Below are 16226 nucleotides of genomic sequence, written 5' to 3'. Positions count from 1 at the left end.
GCCGATCCGGTCAAAAGCTAACACAACACCTTCAGCTCCCGGAAAGCGTTCGCCACACTTTCGGGGCACGATGCGTAGCCGCTCGACATGCTCCACGACCATCCGTGAATGCGAGGCCACGATGACTGCACGCGGTCGCTCAGCCCTGGTCCTGGTGGTCGCGCTGGCGTGCTCGGTGCTCACCGCCCCGGCTCAGGCGAGTCCCGCCGACGAGGACAACGCGACGCTGGGATCGCAGATCCGCAAGTTCGAGCCCCTGGATCCGCTGCCGGAGCCGAACCTCGACCCGCTGGCCACCGTGCCGGGCATGGACGTCGCAGGAAAACCCCGGTAATCAGGAACCGGAATACCCCGGTGATCAGGCCACGGAATACCGGAGTAATCCGGTCCCACGGCGCGGAAGGGCACCTCTCGGTGATCGGCTTCGGGGAGGATCACCGGCATGGGTGAACGCAAGGTCGGGTTGGTGCTGACGATCTCGCTGGCGATCCTCGTGCTGTGCGGGGTGAGCGTCGGGTTGCTGGTGTTCGACCCGCGGATCACCGGGGCGGACGCGCTGCGGACCGGAGGGCTCGCGGCCGGGTCGGTGGTCGCGCTGTACGCGCTGTGGCTCAACGACCGGCGGCGACGGGTCGAGGAGCAGCGGCAGAGCCTGGAGAGCCGTCGCGCCGACCTGGACCGCGACCGCGTCGCCGACGAGCGCTTCGCCCGCGCGGTCGAGCTGCTGGGGCACGAGACCGACCAGGTCAGGGTGGGTGCGCTGCACGCGCTGGCGGGTCTGGCGCGCAGCAATCGCGACTACACCCAGACCGTCCTCGACGTGCTCTGCTCCTACCTGCGCCGTCCCTTCCAGCACCCGCGCTACTCGCCGTCGCAGCGCTGGACGCCGGAGGAGTCCGACGACGCCGAGCGCCAGCTGCAGGTGCGGCTGACCGCGCAGCGCCTGATCACCGAGCTGCTGCCCGGCGCGGACGACGCCGACGAACCCGCCTTCGACCTGGACCTGACCGGGGCGACGCTGGAGTACTTCGAGCTGTCCGACCGCAAGGTCGGCACCGTCCTGCTGCGCTACGCGCACCTGTTCAGCAGCAACAACCTCAGCCGCAGCGTCTTCCACGGCGACGTCTACTTCACCGGCAGCGCCTTCGGCACCGGCCGGCTCAGCGGAAGGTTCCGCTGCGACGACGCGGTGTTCCACCGCCGCGCGTGGTTCAGCGGCGTGGACTTCGGCGGCCCGGTGCGCTGCCAGCGCAGCACGTTCCACGGGCCCGTGAAGTTCTCCGACAGCGCCTTCGCCGACGAGGTGACGCTGGCCGGTTCGACGTTCGAAGGGCGGTCGGACTTCGACGGCGTCGTCTTCGAGCAGGCCCCGGACCTGACCGGAACGACAGGAGCCCCGACCATCGCGGTCGGGGCTCCTGAGTGAGCGGGCTTCCGGGCCTCAGCCGAACAGCTTCGGCAGGGTGCCTTCCCAGGCTTCGCGGAGCTCCGGCAGCGGGATCTCGGTGACGTCCTGGATGTCCAGGGAGTTCGAGCCCGCGTCGGCGACGCCGACCTTGGCCCACGGCAGGCCGCGGGCGGTGCACATGTCGGTGAAGCGCAGCTCCTCGGAGCGCGGGACCGCGACGAGGACACGACCGGCGGACTCGGAGAACAGCTGGACGAACGGGTCCGCGCCCTCCGGCAGCACCACGCGGGCACCGCACTCGCCGACCAGCGCCGTCTCGACCAGCGCCTGCGCCAAACCGCCCTCGGAGAGGTCGTGCGCGGCGGAGATCATGCCGTCGCGGGAACCCGCGAGCAGGATCTCGGCCAGCAGCTTCTCGCGGGCCAGGTCGACCTTCGGCGGCGTGCCGCCGAGGTGGTCGTGCGCCACGCGGGCCCACTCCGAACCGCCGAACTCCTCGCGCGTCTCGCCGAGCAGGATCAGCGTCTCGCCTTCCTCGCCACCGATGCCGGTGGGGATTCGGCGGGTGACGTCGTCGATCGTGCCGAGCACGCCGACGACCGGAGTCGGCAGGATCGCCTGCTGACCGGTCTGGTTGTAGAAGCTGACGTTGCCGCCGGTGACCGGGATGCCCAGCTCGGCGCAGGCGTCGGCCAGGCCGCGCACCGCCTGCTGGAACTGCCACATCACGCCCGGGTCCTCCGGCGAACCGAAGTTCAGGCAGTTGGTGACGGCCATCGGCGTGGCACCGGTGGTGGCCACGTTGCGGTACGCCTCGGCCAGCGCCAGCTGCGCACCCGTGTACGGGTCGAGCCTGGTGTAGCGGGCGTTGCAGTCGGTGGCGATCGCGATGCCGCGACCGGTCTCCTCGTCGATGCGCAGCACGCCGCCGTCGGACGGCTGGGCCAGCACGGTGTTGCCCCGCACGTAGCGGTCGTACTGGTCGGTGACCCACGCGCGCGAGCACAGGTTCGGCGAGGCGGCCATCGTCAGGATGGTCTCCCGCAGCTCGTCCGAAGTGGACGGACGGGCCAGGGTGTTGGCGTTGTCGGCGGCGATGAGGTCCTGCTCGCCCGGCCGCTCGACGGGACGCTGGTAGACCGGGCCGTGGTGGGCGACGGTCCGCGGCGGCACGTCGACGACGAGCTCGTCCTGCCAGTAGATCTCGAGGTTCTCGCCGTCGGTGACCTCACCGATGACGTTGGCCGTGACGTCCCACTTCTGGCAGACCTTCATGAACGCGTCCACCTTGGACGGATCCACGACGGCGCACATGCGCTCCTGGGACTCGCTGGAGAGGATCTCCGCGGCGTTCATGCCGACGGCGCGCAGCGGGACCTGGTCCAGGTCGACGCGCATGCCGCCGTCACCGGCCGCGGCCAGCTCGGAGGTCGCGCAGGACAGCCCGGCGCCGCCGAGGTCCTGGATGCCCACGACCAGGCCCGAGTGGTACAGGTCCAGGCAGCACTCGATGAGCACCTTCTCGGCGAACGGGTCGCCGACCTGCACGCTGGGCAGCTTCTTGCGGCCGCCCGCGCTCTCGTCGCCGTCGAAGGTCTCCGAGGCCAGCACGGACACGCCGCCGATGCCGTCGAGGCCGGTGCGCGCGCCGAAGAGGATGATCTTGTTGCCCTTGCCGGAGGCGTGCGCGAGGTGCAGGTCCTCGGTCTTCATCACGCCGACGCACATGGCGTTGACCAGCGGGTTCCCGGCGTAGGAATCGTCGAAGACGACCTCGCCGCCGATGTTGGGCAGACCCAGGCAGTTCCCGTAGCCGCCGACTCCGGCGACGATGCCGGGCAGGACGCGCTTGGTGTCCGGGGCGTCGGCGGGGCCGAAGCGCAGCGGGTCGGCGACGGCGACCGGGCGGGCGCCCATCGCCATGATGTCGCGGACGATGCCGCCCACACCCGTGGCCGCGCCCTGGTAGGGCTCGACGTAGGACGGGTGGTTGTGGCTCTCCAGCTTGAAGGTGACCGCCCAGCCGTCGCCGATGTCGACCACGCCGGCGTTCTCGCCGATGCCGGCGAGCATCTTGGCGCGCATCTCGTCGGTGGTGGTCTCGCCGAAGTACTTGAGGTGGACCTTCGAGGACTTGTAGGAGCAGTGCTCGCTCCACATCACCGAGTACATCGCCAGCTCGGCCTCGGTGGGCCGGCGGCCGAGGATCTCGCGGATCCGCTGGTACTCGTCGTCCTTCAGGCCCAGCTCGCGGAACGGCTGGTCGACGTCCGGAGAGGTCTTCGCCCGGTCGACGGAGTCGATGTGGCCGGCTCCACCGGCCGTGTCGATCTTGTCGGTCACGCTGCCACCAAAGAATCCAGAACGGACAGGAACATGCCGAGGCCGTCGTCGGTGGGCCCGGTCAGCGGGTCGATCGCGTGCTCGGGGTGCGGCATCATGCCCGCGATCCGCCCGCGCGCGTCGGTGATGCCCGCGATGTCGCGCCGCGACCCGTTCGGGTTCTCCCCGGCGTAGCGGAACAGCACGCGGCCTTCGCCTTCGAGCTGGTCGAGCACGGCCTCGTCGGCCACGTAGTTGCCCTCGCCGTGCTTGATCGGGATGAGCAGCTCGGCGCCGGCGTCGTAGCGAGTGGTCCAGGCGCTGGAGTTGTTCTCCACCTTCAGCCACTGGTCGCGGCACACGTAGTGCAGGCCCGCGTTGCGGGTCAGCACGCCGGGCAGCAGCCCGGACTCGCACAAGATCTGGAAGCCGTTGCACACGCCCAGCACCGGCATCCCCTTGCCCGCGGCGATGATGACCTCGGTCATCACCGGTGCGAACTTGGCGATCGCGCCGCAGCGCAAGTAGTCGCCGTAGGAGAAGCCGCCGGGCACGACCACGGCGTCGACGCCCTTGAGGTCGTGGTCGGCGTGCCAGAGGGCGACGGCCTCGCCACCGGCGCGGCGGACCGCCCGCGCGGCGTCGACGTCGTCGAGCGTGCCGGGGAAGGTGATGATGCCGATCTTCGCGCTCATGCTTCCACCCGGCGCACGACGAAGTCCTCGATCACGGGGTTGGCCAGCAACGTCTCGGCGATGTTGGCGAGCGTGGCGTCGTCGACGTCGTCGGCGACCTCCAGCTCGAACCGCTTCCCCTGGCGGACTTCGGTGATGCCGTCGAATCCGAGACGGGGCAGCGCGTTGGCCACCGCCTGTCCCTGCGGATCGAGGATCTCCTGCTTCGGCATGACGTCGACAACGACTCGGGCCACGGGTGCTGCTCCCGGTTTCCGTGCAGATCCGCCGGTACCGGCGGATGGCCAGCAGTACGTGCGCAGCGTAACTGAGCTGGGCGTTCGCCCTCCCGAGCAGGGGCCTGACGTGCGTCGCAGCTCACCCATCGCCTGTGTTCTGCATCACCCGAAGGGGTGGTTGTCTGAACCTATTCCGGGGTCGGACGTCTTCAGGACATCAACAACATCGCTCGCACTGAGGGGATTTCACGATGCGCAGCTTGAAGACCGCGCTCGCCGGAGCCGCACTCGCCGGCCTCGCGCTGACCGCCACCGCGCCCATCGCCACCGCTGTTCCGGCCACCAGCACCGCGCCGGCCGCCGCGGTCACCGCCCAGGGCGACGGGCTGACCGTCGACCGCGCCGTGGTGCGCCCGGGTGAGCAGCTGAAGATCCACCTCGATCACGGGCCGGAGGCGCTGAGCTGGATCTCCTCCGGTTCGTTCGTCCGCGACTCCGAGCACCCGATGGGCGCCGACGAGGGAGTCGCCCACCTGGTCCGCGACTCCGGCGGCAGCGCCGACGCGGTCGCCACCATCAGCGACGTCCCGCCCGGCCAGTACGTGGTGCACGCACGCGTGGGCGGCGGCTCGGTTCCGGGAGTCACCATCACCGTCCGATGACAGGAGGCGAAGGCCGACGGGACTCGGGGGCCGCCGGTGTTCGCCCTCGCGCGGGCGGTGGCAGAGTGGGGTGCGGATTTCGCCCGCCGCTGAGGAGGATTCGCGTGCACATCACCCACTTCGGACATGCGTGCGTGCTGCTGGAGACCGGGTCGGCCAGGCTGCTGCTCGATCCGGGCGCGTTCTCGGCCGACTTCGAGGACCTGCGCGACCTCGACGCCGTGCTGATCACCCACCAGCACCCCGATCACCTCGACTTCGAGCGGCTCCCGGCGCTGCTGGCGGCCAACCCGGACGCCCGGCTGGTCGTCGACCCGGGCAGCGCTCCCGCCGTCGCCGAGAAGGGCCTGACCGCCACCACGGCTCGGCCCGGCGACGCCCTTGAGCTGGGCGGGTCCTCGATCAACATCGTCGGCGGGCAGCACGCGGTGATCCACCCGGACATCCCGAACATCGACAACATCGGCTACCTCGTCGACCACGGCGCCTTCTACCACCCGGGCGACGCGTTCCACGTCCCCGAGCAGCGGGTCGACGTGCTGGGCCTGCCGACCGGCGCGCCCTGGCTCAAGCTCTCCGAGGCCGTCGACTTCCTGCGCGCCGTCGCGCCGCGCGCCGCCGTGCCGATCCACGAAGCGGTCCTGGCGATGCCCGCGATGCACTACCGCAGGTTCGAAGAGCTCAGCCCCTCGGAGACCACGGTCGACGTCCTCCCCCGGGGTTCGGCCACGGAGGTCTAGGGCGATGGGCGGTCGTGGTCCGAACCGTCCCGATCACCAGGCCTCGTGCGGAATCCGCGGCGTCGGGATCCGGTCCGGCTCCGAGCGGACCGTGGCGAACGACGCGTAGGTGACGGGCTCGGCACCGTGGTGCAGCGCCAGATCCACCGCGTCCAGGATCGCGTGACGCACCGCCGGTTTCGCCAGCGTCTGCGCCTCCAGCGCCAAGCGGACAGCACGTCCTCGGCGAGCCGCGCGACCGGCACCCAGCACCAGCGCCCGGCACCACCACGGCTCCGCGACCTCACCCGGACCCAAGATCCGGATGCGGGACCGCAGCACGGTGCCGGTGCCGAGGTCGCGCACGCCCAGGGCATCCGCGCACACCGCGAAGCCACGCCGCTGAGCGGCCAGGACCGTTCCCGGCGAGGCCAGCCAGCGCGGCGGGATGAACGTGTGCGTGCGCAGCCCGGCCTGCTCCAGCACCGCCGAGGCCGCCACCAGCCGCAAACCCGCTTCGTGCGCGGGGAGCCGCGCCGCAGGCGCGAGCCGCGAGCGCAGACCGGGTGAGCTGCGGGCGAAGCCGTGCAGGCTCACCGTGTCCCGGCCGTTGAGCCGATCGGCCACCCAGCCGAGCAGCGGTGACCTGCGGTCGCGGGCGTCGAGATCGGTCGGGCTCGGAGAGATCAACAAGGACAGCGGGACGTTCCGGCGGTCCAGCTCCGCGGCGAAATCCGCGCAGCTGTCCAGCGACCGGTGTTCCAGCCCCGACAACGACACCACGAGCGGCGTGCTCACAAACACCCATTCGGCCTGGCGCGGGTGACCGTTACCTGAAAGCCAGGTGTCCCCCCGGCGCAAATCCGGCGAACCTCCACCCCGCAACCATCAAACGCGCAGGCCAGGTCCACCCCGCGACACGCCGCTCAATCCCGCTACCGGGTGAAGCATTCGAATTTCGCGCGAAATTCGACCCCGAACTTCTCGACTCGAATTTCGCGCGAAATTCGAAAGCCCGTGGTCAGGAGCCCTGCGGCCAGTCGGCGAAGGAGCGGCCCGTGATGCGCTCGTACGCCTCGATGTAGCGGGCCCGGGTCGCCTCGACGATGTGGTCCGGCAGCGCGGGCGGCGGGGTGTCGGAATGGCGGTCCCAGCCGGATTCCTCCGAGGTCAGCCAGTTCCGGACGAACTGCTTGTCGAAGGACGGCTGGACCTTGCCCGCCTCGTAGCCGTCGGCCGGCCAGTAGCGGGACGAGTCCGGGGTCAGCACCTCGTCGCCGAGCACCAGCTCACCGGCGGCGTTGCGGCCGAACTCGAACTTCGTGTCCGCCAGGATCACGCCGCGCTCGCGCGCGTGCTCCGCCGCGCGGGCGTAGACGCGCAGCGTCAGGTCCCGCAGCTCGGTGGCGAGCTCGATGCCCTCCTTCGCGGCGACGGCCTCGAAGCTCACGTTCTCGTCGTGCTCGCCGATCTCGGCCTTGGTCGCCGGGGTGAAGATCGGCTCCGGCAGACGCGACGACTCGACCAGCCCGTCCGGCAGCGCGACACCGCACACCGAACCGGTGCGCTGGTAGTCGATCAGCCCGGACCCGGTCAGGTAGCCGCGGGCCACGCACTCGACCTGCACCATGCTGAGCCGCTTGACCAGCAGCGCGCGGCCGCGGACCTCGGATGGGATGCGCGGGTCGTCGTGGGCCACCAGGTGGTTGGGCAGCTCGTCGGCCAGCAGCTCGAACCAGAACACGCTCATCGCGGTGAGCACGGCGCCCTTGTCCGGGATCGGCGTGTCCAGCACGTGGTCGTAGGCCGAGATGCGGTCCGAGGCGACCAGCAGCAGGTGTTCGTCGTCAACGGCGTGCAGCTGGCGAACCTTGCCTGCCGCGATCTGGGGGTAATCGGCGAGTGCAACCACGACGCGATTGTCTCCCACCGCAGGTTGGCGGCTCGCACGTGGTGGGATTGAGGGGATCAGGAGGAGGAGATCGTGACCGAGAATTTCACCGACTGGCTGCGCGGTCGCAGCGAACCCGACTGGACACAGGTCGTGGAGCACCCGTTCACCGACGCGCTCTTCGACGGTTCCATGCCCGACGAGTACATGAGCTCCTACCTGGTGCAGGACTACCAGTTCGTGGACGACTTCCTGGCGCTGCTCGGCGCCGCCGTCGCCCAGGCCGACCGGTACTCCTCGCGGCTGGCGCTGGCAGGCAGCATCGCGGTGGTCACCAGCGAGGAGAACACCTACTTCCAGCGCTCCTTCGACGCGCTGGGAATCGGTGAGGCCGACCGGGTCAACCCGGAGCTGGACCCGGCGACGGTGGCGTTCCGCGACCTGATGCGCGACACCCGCGACAACGGCGGTTACGCCGAGATCCTGACGGTGCTCACCGTCGCCGAGTGGACCTACCTGGAGTGGGCCGTGCGCGCACCGGCGAAGCCGGAGAACTTCGTCCACGCCGAGTGGATCGAGCTGCACGCCAACCCCGACTTCGAGGAGTGGGTGACCTGGCTGCGCTCCGAGCTCGACCGCATCGGCGCGGACCTCGACGAGCGCGAACGAGCCCGCTGCCTGCGCCTGTTCCAGCAGGCCACCAAGTGCGAGATCGACTTCTTCAACGCCCACTGGGACTGAAGGTTTATTCAGATCTCACCTTGCTCAGCGGTGCAAGTAGCGGAAGGTCCTCCTGCTCCGGGCGCGCCGACTCATGTATGCCCACCCAATACACCACGTCGACGCGTCCTCGCAGGAGAACCACCTCAGAACCCGCGGCGGTGCGAGCTGAGTCCCGCACCTGAAACAGCGGCTACCGGCGCATTCCTCAAGCAACGCCGAGCGGCAGTTCCTGGCCCCCGTCCGGTGGCGAGTGGTGCAGGTCAGAGGATGTCGCTCGGGGAGTAGGCGGCGGCCTGGGGGTACTGGGTCGCTACCTTCTCGACTGCGGCGACGACGTCGCGGACCTGGGACGACGCTGCGCCGGTGAAGGCCAGCTTGTCGGCCAGCAGGGCTTCCAGCTGCTCGCGGTCGAGCGGCAGCCGCTCGTCGGCGGCGAGCCGGTCGAGGAGGTCGTTGCGCTCGGCGCCCTGCTCGCGCATGTCCAGGGCGACCGCGACGGCGTTCTCCTTGATCGCCTCGTGCGCGACCTCCCGGCCCACGCCCGCGCGAACCGCACCCATCAGCACCTTGGTGGTGGCCAGGAACGGCAGGTAGCGGTCGAGCTCGCGGGCCACGACGGCCGGGAACGCCCCGAACTCGTCGAGCACCGTCAGGAACGTCTCCAGCAGGCCGTCGAAGGCGAAGAACGCGTCCGGCAGCGCCACCCGGCGGACCACCGAGCACGACACGTCGCCCTCGTTCCACTGGTCACCGGCCAGTTCCGCGCTCATCGAGACGTACCCGCGCACGATCACCGCGAGACCGTTGACGCGCTCGCAGGAGCGGGTGTTCATCTTGTGCGGCATGGCGCTGGAGCCGACCTGGCCGGGCTTGAAGCCCTCGGTGACCAGCTCGTGCCCGGCCATCAGCCGGATCGTCTTGGCGACGCTGGAGGGCGCGGCGGCCAGCTGCGAGAGCAGGCTCAGCACCTCGAAGTCCAGCGAGCGCGGGTAGACCTGGCCGACGCTGGTGAGCGTGCTGGCGAAGCCGAGGTGACCGGCGACGCGGCGCTCCAGCTCGGTGAGCTTGTCGGTGTCGCCGCCGAGCAGGTCGAGCATGTCCTGAGCGGTGCCGACCGGGCCCTTGATGCCGCGCAGCGGGTAGCGGTCGAGGAGCTCTTCGAGGCGGCGGAAGGCGACGAGCAGCTCGTCGGCGGCGGTGGCGAAGCGCTTGCCCAGCGTGGTGGCCTGCGCGGCGACGTTGTGCGAACGACCGGCCATGACCAGCTCGGCGTTCTGCCCGGCGAGCTTGGCCAGCCGGGCGAGCACGGCGACGGTGCGGTCGCGGACGTGCTCCAGGCTGCGGCGGACCTGCAGCTGCTCGACGTTCTCGGTCAGATCCCGCGAGGTCATGCCCTTGTGGATCTGCTCGTGACCGGCCAGGGCGTTGAACTCCTCGATCCGGGCCTTCACGTCGTGCCTGGTCACGCGCTCGCGCGCGGCGATGGAGTCGAGATCGACCTGCTCCAGCACCCGCTCGTAGTCGGCCACCGCCTGCTCCGGCACCTCGATGCCGAGGTCGGCCTGGGCGCGCAGCACGGCCAGCCAGAGGCTCCGCTCGAGAACGATCTTGTGCTGCGGCGACCACAGCTCGACCAGCTCCGGCGAGGCGTAGCGACCGGCGAGAACATTGGGGATGCTGGGCTTGTCCGTCACCCGCCCAGGATAATTGACGGGCGTGTCGACTCGTTCTGCGTAGCGGCTGACGACGCGCTCGGTGTCGCGGATCGGTGCCCCCGAGGTGGCTGAGAGGCCGCTGCCCGTGGAGTTCGCCGCGATCGAATCCTGACCCCCGCCGAACCCGTCCGGTCCAGGGCGTTCCCGTCGTGAAACATTTTTCCGTCAATCGCCGGTTCGGCGAAATCATCAATTCCGCTCGATCCGGTGTGGGATTCTGGACGAATACAACCGCGCGAACTTATCGTTGACCGACGCATTCGCGGCTGTGCACGGGAACGGGAGCGGATGAACATCACCAGGTTCGCCGAAGATCGCCAGGACGTGTTCTGGATCGTGGGCGCAGGTCAGGCGGAACGCCACGCGACGACCATGCGACCAGGGGCGGTGTACGCCGGGCAATGCGTAGCGGCGCTCTGCGACGTTCAGATCAAGATTCCGCAGCCAACCCCGCTGGGCCGCGATCCGCTGACGAAGAAAGTCACAAGAAAGTGCCCAGCGTGCGAAGGAATCGCCGAGGGCAAGAATTACGCGGAAACCAGTTGGGACTTTTAACGTGAAAGAACGTTCTCGGTTCGCCAGATGACCGGGCGGCGTTCTTGCACGCGAATCAGGAAAGCTGCGTGCGCAACATTCTGCGGGCCACTCCGCGCGGATCGGGATCGGACTCGATCAGCGCGTTCACCACGGCTCCGTCGACCAGCGCGACGAGCTCGGTGAGCCGCTCCGCGCCCACCTCCATACCGCTGCGGTAGAAGATCTCCGCGAGCAGGTTCTGCAGCTCGACGGCCATCTCGCGCATCAGCGGGGCGAGGTAGGGGCGGCGCGGCGAGCCGACCAGCCGCTCGTAGCGCAGCAGCACCGGCTCGACGCCGCCGTGCCGGGAGTCGACGCCCAGGAGCAGGTCCAGCAGGAGTTCGATCACCGCGTCGGTGCTGCGCTGCTGCTCGGACAGATCGGCGAGGCGGGCCCGCCCGGCGGCGAGCTCCTCCCTCGCGTTGTGCTCCACCGCTGCGGTGATCAGGTCTTCCAGCGAGGAGAAGTAGTAGGTCGTCGACGCCAGCGGGAGCGCGGCGCGCTCGGCAACGGCGCGGTGCCGCACCGCGTCGAACCCGCCCTCGACGAGCAGCTGCGCCGCAGCCGCAACCAACGCCTGCCGCCGCCGCTCGCCCTTCGGTGTGCTGGCCGCTGTCATGACCCGCGATCCTATGCCGTGTCCGGAACATCCGGTTGATCGCCGCTGCTGAGGAACTCCGCAGCACGGCCGACCAGCCGCTTCACCGATCAGAACCGGGTGGCGAGATCCCCGGCGATGCTGCCGACCCGCGTGACGAACGGAGCCCCCGGCGAACCGGCCTCGGGCTCGCTGAGCACCACCACGAGCTTGCCGCTGCGCGCCTTGCGCACCGACTGCTGCGCACCGTCGGGACGCTGCACGTCACCCGGGGCCGACTGGCCCGCCTGCGCCGCGCCCGCCGGGCTGATCACCACCGTCACCCGCCCGGCCGCGGCACCGTCGCGCAGCGAGAACGCCGCCGCCTTCGAGCCGGTCGGGCACGTGCGCACCGATGTCGGCGTGGTGCTCCCGGCCTCGGGCAGCGTGGCCTCGACCGCTTCGACCAGCGACGCGTCCGGCTGGCAGCCGGACGAGCGCGGGCTGATCCCGCCGGACTCGAGCTGCGGTCCGGGTGCCGCCGTCAGCGGTGCCACCGGCGGCGGGCTCGCCACCGTGTCGGTCTTCGACGAGAACCAACCGGTTCCCGCCCCGATCCCGCCGACCAGCACAGCAGCCGCCACGACCGTCCCACCGGCGGTCGCGGTCATCCGGCGCCGGGCCGTGATCCGCCGCGACGCCGTCGAGATGTCACCTTCGTCGAACGACGCCGGCGGAACGGCTCGCACCGAGTCACGGAAAAGCTCTTCGAGCTTGCGCTCGTCCAACCCGCACCCCCTTCACGCGGACCTCAGATCCCCGAGCTCGTCTCCCAGCACCTCTCGGAGCGTCGCCAACCCCCTGGCGCACTGGCTCTTCACGGTTCCTTCGCTGCATCGCATCACCGCCGCCACTCCCGCGACGTCCAGCCCCTCGAGGAACCGCAGGACCAGCACGGCGCGCTGCTTCGGCGGCACCTTGCGCAACCCCGCGATGAGGGTCTGCCTGGTGGACACCGAGTCGTCCACGTCCGGGTCGTCGACCGGACTGTCGGGCAGAGTCTCGGCGGCCCTCTCCCGTCGCCAGGGCCGCCTCGACTCGTCGATCACCGCCCGGGTCAAGGTCCGGCGCACGTACGCGTCGAGCGCGCCCTTGTCCCGGACCTTTCGCCAGTGGCGGTGCAGGGCGATGAACGCGGTCTGAGCGAGATCGTCCGCGCGGTGCCAGTCGCCGCACATCATGTACGCCATCCGACGCACCGCCTCCCGCCGAGCCACGAAGTACTCCGCGAACTCCTGCTCTTCGCGCTGGTCCACGCGGAACTCTCCGCTCGTTCGTTGCCTGCACTGCTATGACGGGATCGCGTGCCCGAACCGTTGCACGCCGTTTCGAGCCGATCCACCTGTGATTGATACCGCAGCGGTGAGATCACGCTCCACAGGGCCATTGCCCCGACCCCGTGCAGGTGTGATGTGATCTGTTCGTGACCACTCCGGCGCCCATCGATCTCCGCTCCGACACGGTGACTCGTCCCGACGAGCAGATGCTTGCCGCGATGGCCGCCGCCGAAGTCGGCGATGACGTCCTCGACCACGATCCCACCACGCGCGCGCTGGAGGAACGGGTGGCCCAGCTTCTGGGCACCGCCTCGGCGTTGTGGGTGCCCAGCGGCACGATGGGCAACCTGATCGCGCTGATGCTGCACCTCAAGCGGGGCGACCGCTTCCTCGCGCCGCGCGGAGCGCACGTGCTCAACCACGAGCTCGGTTCGGCGGCGTGGCTGGCGGGCGGGATGCCGGATCCGCTGGAGTGGGACGCCGGTCCGGGCGCGCCCACGGCCGAAGCGGTGCGCACGCAGGCGAACCTGACCATGGCCTACGACGCCCTGCACACCACGTTGCTGTGCCTGGAGAACACGCACAACGGCGCGGGTGGCGCGGTCCTCCCGCCGCACGAGCACGCACGCCTGGCGGCCGCGGCGAAGGAGCTCGGCCTCAAGGTGCACCTCGACGGCGCCCGGTTGTGGAACGCCTCGGTCGCGCTCGGCGTGCCTCCCGCCGCGCTGACGGTGGGCGTGGACAGCGTGCAGGTGTGCCTGAGCAAGGGGCTCGGCGCGCCGGTCGGATCGGTGCTGGCAGGCGAAGCGGAGTTCATCAAGGCCGGGCGGCGGATCCGCAAGATGCTCGGTGGGGGCGTCCGGCAGGGCGGTGTGCTGGCCGCGGCCGGGCTGGTCGCGCTGGACCGCGTCGACGCGCTGGCGGACGATCACGACAACGCCCGGGTGCTCGCCGACGGCCTGACCGAGCAGGGCTGGCAGGTGACCGCGCCGCAGACGAACATGCTGCTGGCGGCGGTCCCGGACGTGCAGCTGACGTTGCAGCGGCTGCGCTCGGTGGGCGTGCTGGCGGTGCCGATGAACGGGCAGGTCCGGTTCGTCACGCACCGGGACGTGTCCAAGTCGGACGTGGAAGAGGCGTTGCGCCGGATCGACCGAGCCGGGGTCTAGCGCCGGGAGCGGAGGTTCGAATGCTGCGGTGGATCGTGTTCGACTACGGCGAGGTCATCAGCCGACGCACCCACGCGCTGCCCGACATGGCCGCGATGCTGGACACCGATCTGCCGACGTTCGAGGAGGCCTACTGGGCCGAGCGCCGGGCCTACGACGCGGGTATCTCCGACGCCGACTACTGGCGCGCGGTGGCAGCACGACTGGACCGCGAGCTGGACGACTCGCTGATCCACCGCCTGACCAGCGTCGACGTCGACGGCTGGATGTTTGCCGACCCGGATTCGCTGGCACTGCTGGAAGACCTGCACCGGCGCGAGGTACCGCTGGCGCTGCTGTCCAACGCCTCGACGACGTTCGCCCGCGCCGGTGAGAGCAAGCCGTGGGCGCGGTTCTTCGACCACCTGCTGTTCTCCGGCGACCTGCGCGTCACCAAGCCCGCCCCGGAGATCTGGCGGATCCTGCTCGACACCATCGGCGCCGAGCCCGCCGAATGCCTGTTCTTCGACGACCGCGCGGAGAACATCGCCGGCGCCCGGCAAGCAGGCCTCAACGCGGAGCTCTGGCACTCGGCCGACCACGCCCGCGACCTCCTCCAAGAAAAACTGGCCGCCTGAGCGCCGAAGGTGTCGTGGCGACCGGAGGCCAGGCGACGCGTCAGGTTCCGCTACCCGCACCGCCAGGCAAGCCGACCACCGTCAACTTGGTGGTCCTACGGCTTGATCTCCTTCTTGTCTTTGGCCCAGCCTAGGGCGGCGGTGGCGACGAACAGGATCCCGCCGATCACCGCGAGCCAGAACAGGCCCTTGATCAGCACTCCGGCGACGGAGACCACCAGCCACAGGACCAGCAGACCGCCGAGCACCTTCCACAACATCACGACCACCTCTTCACCGGGGAGAGTCCCGCGCGTCCAGCCTGCCAGAGGGAACGCGGAAATCGGCAGGTCGAAGGCCCGGTTCCGGGAAACATCAGGGTGCCCCCTGAGTCCCCGCGAGCCACCGGGTCTACAGCCAGGCTCCGAGCCGTTGAACGGCCTCGGTGATGTCGTGGGGATCGCCCGCGAAGGAGAGGCGCAGGTAGTGGTGGCCGCGGGCCGGGTCGAAGTCCACGCCGGGGACCAGCGCCACGCCCGTGTCGTCGAGGAGGCGACGGCAGAACGACGCCGCGTCGTCGGTGTGATCGCTGATGTCGACCCACGCGTAGAAGGCGCCGTCGGCCGGGGCGACCTTGGTGATGCCCGCCTCCGCCAGACCGTCGAGCAGCAGCCTCCGGTTCTCCCGGTAGCGCTCGACGTGGGCCTCCACCTCGTCGTAGGTCTCCGGGCTGAACGCCGCGACGGCCGCCTGCTGCGAGATCGCGGGCGGGCAGAGGGTGAAGTTCCCGGTCAGCGAGTCGACCGCGCGCAGCAGGCGCGGCGGCACGAGCATCCAGCCGAGCCGCCACCCGGTCATCGACCAGAACTTGGAGAAGCTGTTGACCACGATCGCCTCGGCGGAGAACTCCCGCGCGGTGTGCAGCGGTTCGCCGTAGCTGAGGCCGTGGTAGATCTCGTCGCTGATCAGCTGCACCCCGTTGGCCTCGCACCATTCCGCGAGCCCGGCGAGCTCGTCGCGGGAGAGCACGGTGCCGGTCGGGTTGGCGGGGCTGGCGACGATCAGCCCGCGCACCGGCTCGTCGAGGGCTTCGAGCATCTCGACGGTCGGCTGGAACCGGGTGGACGCGTCGCAGGGCAGCTCGACGACCTCGCAGCCCAGCGCGGACAGGATGTTGCGGTAGGCCGGGTACCCCGGGCTGGCCAGCGCGACCCGGTCACCGGCGTCGAAGGCGCCGAGGAAGGCCAGCAGGAACGCGCCCGAGGCGCCGGTGGTCACCACGACCTCGTCCACCGGGACCGAGCGGCCGTACGCCTTCTCGTAGTGCCCGGCGATGGCTTCCCGCAGCTCCAGGACGCCGAGCTGCTCGGTGTAGCCCAGCGCGTTGCTCTCCAGCGCCCGCGCGGCGGCTTCGCGGACCGCCTTCGGCGCCGGGGTGGAGGGCTGACCGGCGGCCAGCGACACGACGTCGCCGCGCGCCCGCTGACGGGCGGCTGCGGCCGTGAGGACCTCCATGACCTGGAACGGGTCTACGTTCGCGCGTTGAGCTGCGGCCAGCGCGGCGGGCTTCACCATGCGAGCCAGCGTGCCAGATGCCGGCGCGGATCCCGATGACCGG

General features: G+C 70.2%; 19 protein-coding genes. 8 read left to right on the top strand and 11 right to left on the bottom strand.

What is annotated here, in order from left to right:
* Positions 1–121: 121 nt before the first annotated feature.
* A complete protein-coding gene (locus AB0J91_RS24590) occupies positions 122–334 on the top strand; it encodes a hypothetical protein (RefSeq protein ID WP_363873004.1) in 213 nt (70 codons plus the stop codon).
* Between the two features lie 108 nt (positions 335–442).
* Positions 443–1426 carry a pentapeptide repeat-containing protein gene (locus AB0J91_RS24585; RefSeq protein ID WP_363873001.1) on the top strand — a complete coding sequence of 328 codons (984 nt, stop codon included), beginning with the start codon at positions 443–445 and terminating at the stop codon, positions 1424–1426.
* 15 nt (positions 1427–1441) lie between these two features.
* On the opposite strand, the gene purL is transcribed toward AB0J91_RS24585, so the two are convergent.
* The 3 genes from purL to purS are packed head-to-tail and all read right to left on the bottom strand — an operon-like array spanning position 1442 to position 4661.
* Positions 1442–3751, bottom strand: coding sequence for a phosphoribosylformylglycinamidine synthase subunit PurL (purL, locus tag AB0J91_RS24580; protein ID WP_363872998.1), 2310 nt, complete (start codon positions 3749–3751; stop codon positions 1442–1444).
* Positions 3748–4425 carry a phosphoribosylformylglycinamidine synthase subunit PurQ gene (gene purQ / locus AB0J91_RS24575; protein WP_363872996.1) on the bottom strand — a complete coding sequence of 226 codons (678 nt, stop codon included), beginning with the start codon at positions 4423–4425 and terminating at the stop codon, positions 3748–3750. Before purQ ends, purL begins: the two co-directional genes overlap by 4 nt.
* Positions 4422–4661 carry a phosphoribosylformylglycinamidine synthase subunit PurS gene (gene purS, locus AB0J91_RS24570; protein ID WP_132621754.1) on the bottom strand — a complete coding sequence of 80 codons (240 nt, stop codon included), beginning with the start codon at positions 4659–4661 and terminating at the stop codon, positions 4422–4424. The genes purQ and purS overlap by 4 nt, the downstream gene beginning before the upstream one ends.
* Before the next feature lie 233 nt (positions 4662–4894).
* Between purS and AB0J91_RS24565 the strand changes: the two genes are divergently transcribed.
* Positions 4895–5305, top strand: a complete 411-nt coding sequence (locus AB0J91_RS24565; protein WP_363872993.1) for a hypothetical protein — start codon at positions 4895–4897, stop codon at positions 5303–5305.
* 104 nt (positions 5306–5409) lie between these two features.
* A complete protein-coding gene (locus tag AB0J91_RS24560; protein WP_363872990.1) occupies positions 5410–6045 on the top strand; it encodes an MBL fold metallo-hydrolase in 636 nt (211 codons plus the stop codon).
* A 33-nt stretch (positions 6046–6078) separates the two neighbouring features.
* On the opposite strand, the gene AB0J91_RS24555 is transcribed toward AB0J91_RS24560, so the two are convergent.
* Together AB0J91_RS24555 and AB0J91_RS24550 are read right to left on the bottom strand one after the other, a co-directional pair.
* Entirely contained in the window at positions 6079–6822 is a 744-nt protein-coding gene (locus AB0J91_RS24555; RefSeq protein WP_363785720.1) for a DUF2334 domain-containing protein, read from the bottom strand.
* Positions 6823–7045: 223 nt separating this feature from the next.
* Entirely contained in the window at positions 7046–7936 is an 891-nt protein-coding gene (locus tag AB0J91_RS24550) for a phosphoribosylaminoimidazolesuccinocarboxamide synthase (protein WP_363872987.1), read from the bottom strand.
* 72 nt (positions 7937–8008) lie between these two features.
* Between AB0J91_RS24550 and AB0J91_RS24545 the strand changes: the two genes are divergently transcribed.
* Entirely contained in the window at positions 8009–8656 is a 648-nt protein-coding gene (locus tag AB0J91_RS24545; protein WP_363872984.1) for a TenA family protein, read from the top strand.
* A 242-nt stretch (positions 8657–8898) separates the two neighbouring features.
* On the opposite strand, the gene purB is transcribed toward AB0J91_RS24545, so the two are convergent.
* On the bottom strand, positions 8899–10332 hold the full coding sequence (gene purB / locus AB0J91_RS24540) for an adenylosuccinate lyase (protein ID WP_363872981.1): 1434 nt from the start codon (positions 10330–10332) through the stop codon (positions 8899–8901).
* A gap of 309 nt (positions 10333–10641) precedes the next feature.
* Here purB and AB0J91_RS24535 point away from each other — a divergent pair, with 309 nt between their 5' ends.
* Positions 10642–10908 (top strand): hypothetical protein, encoded by a 267-nt coding sequence (locus AB0J91_RS24535; protein WP_363872978.1) that lies wholly within the window; start codon positions 10642–10644, stop codon positions 10906–10908.
* A 55-nt stretch (positions 10909–10963) separates the two neighbouring features.
* Here the strand turns inward: AB0J91_RS24535 and AB0J91_RS24530 are convergent, their stop codons facing one another.
* The 3 genes from AB0J91_RS24530 to AB0J91_RS24520 all read right to left on the bottom strand — a co-directional run bounded on the left by AB0J91_RS24530 (position 10964) and on the right by AB0J91_RS24520 (position 12822).
* On the bottom strand, positions 10964–11548 hold the full coding sequence (locus AB0J91_RS24530) for a TetR family transcriptional regulator (RefSeq protein ID WP_363785707.1): 585 nt from the start codon (positions 11546–11548) through the stop codon (positions 10964–10966).
* Between the two features lie 89 nt (positions 11549–11637).
* On the bottom strand, positions 11638–12255 hold the full coding sequence (locus tag AB0J91_RS24525) for a hypothetical protein (RefSeq protein WP_363872975.1): 618 nt from the start codon (positions 12253–12255) through the stop codon (positions 11638–11640).
* A 51-nt stretch (positions 12256–12306) separates the two neighbouring features.
* Positions 12307–12822: a SigE family RNA polymerase sigma factor gene (locus AB0J91_RS24520; RefSeq protein WP_132671969.1), complete on the bottom strand. Its 516-nt coding sequence runs from the start codon at positions 12820–12822 to the stop codon at positions 12307–12309.
* A 167-nt stretch (positions 12823–12989) separates the two neighbouring features.
* Between AB0J91_RS24520 and AB0J91_RS24515 the strand changes: the two genes are divergently transcribed.
* Both AB0J91_RS24515 and AB0J91_RS24510 read left to right on the top strand, forming a co-directional pair.
* Positions 12990–14012 (top strand): GntG family PLP-dependent aldolase, encoded by a 1023-nt coding sequence (locus AB0J91_RS24515; protein WP_363872972.1) that lies wholly within the window; start codon positions 12990–12992, stop codon positions 14010–14012.
* Between the two features lie 23 nt (positions 14013–14035).
* Positions 14036–14629, top strand: coding sequence for an HAD family phosphatase (locus AB0J91_RS24510; RefSeq protein ID WP_363873055.1), 594 nt, complete (start codon positions 14036–14038; stop codon positions 14627–14629).
* A 95-nt stretch (positions 14630–14724) separates the two neighbouring features.
* On the opposite strand, the gene AB0J91_RS24505 is transcribed toward AB0J91_RS24510, so the two are convergent.
* Both AB0J91_RS24505 and AB0J91_RS24500 read right to left on the bottom strand, forming a co-directional pair.
* The gene (locus AB0J91_RS24505; protein ID WP_363785701.1) at positions 14725–14889 is read right to left on the bottom strand and encodes a hypothetical protein; all 165 of its coding nucleotides are present in this window, start codon (positions 14887–14889) and stop codon (positions 14725–14727) included.
* Between the two features lie 130 nt (positions 14890–15019).
* Positions 15020–16183 (bottom strand): pyridoxal phosphate-dependent aminotransferase, encoded by a 1164-nt coding sequence (locus tag AB0J91_RS24500; RefSeq protein ID WP_363872969.1) that lies wholly within the window; start codon positions 16181–16183, stop codon positions 15020–15022.
* Positions 16184–16226: the final 43 nt, after the last annotated feature.

Source organism: Saccharopolyspora sp. NPDC049357 (assembly GCF_040677225.1).
Taxonomy (GTDB): domain Bacteria; phylum Actinomycetota; class Actinomycetes; order Mycobacteriales; family Pseudonocardiaceae; genus Saccharopolyspora.
This window is presented reverse-complemented; position numbering and strand designations above follow the sequence as displayed.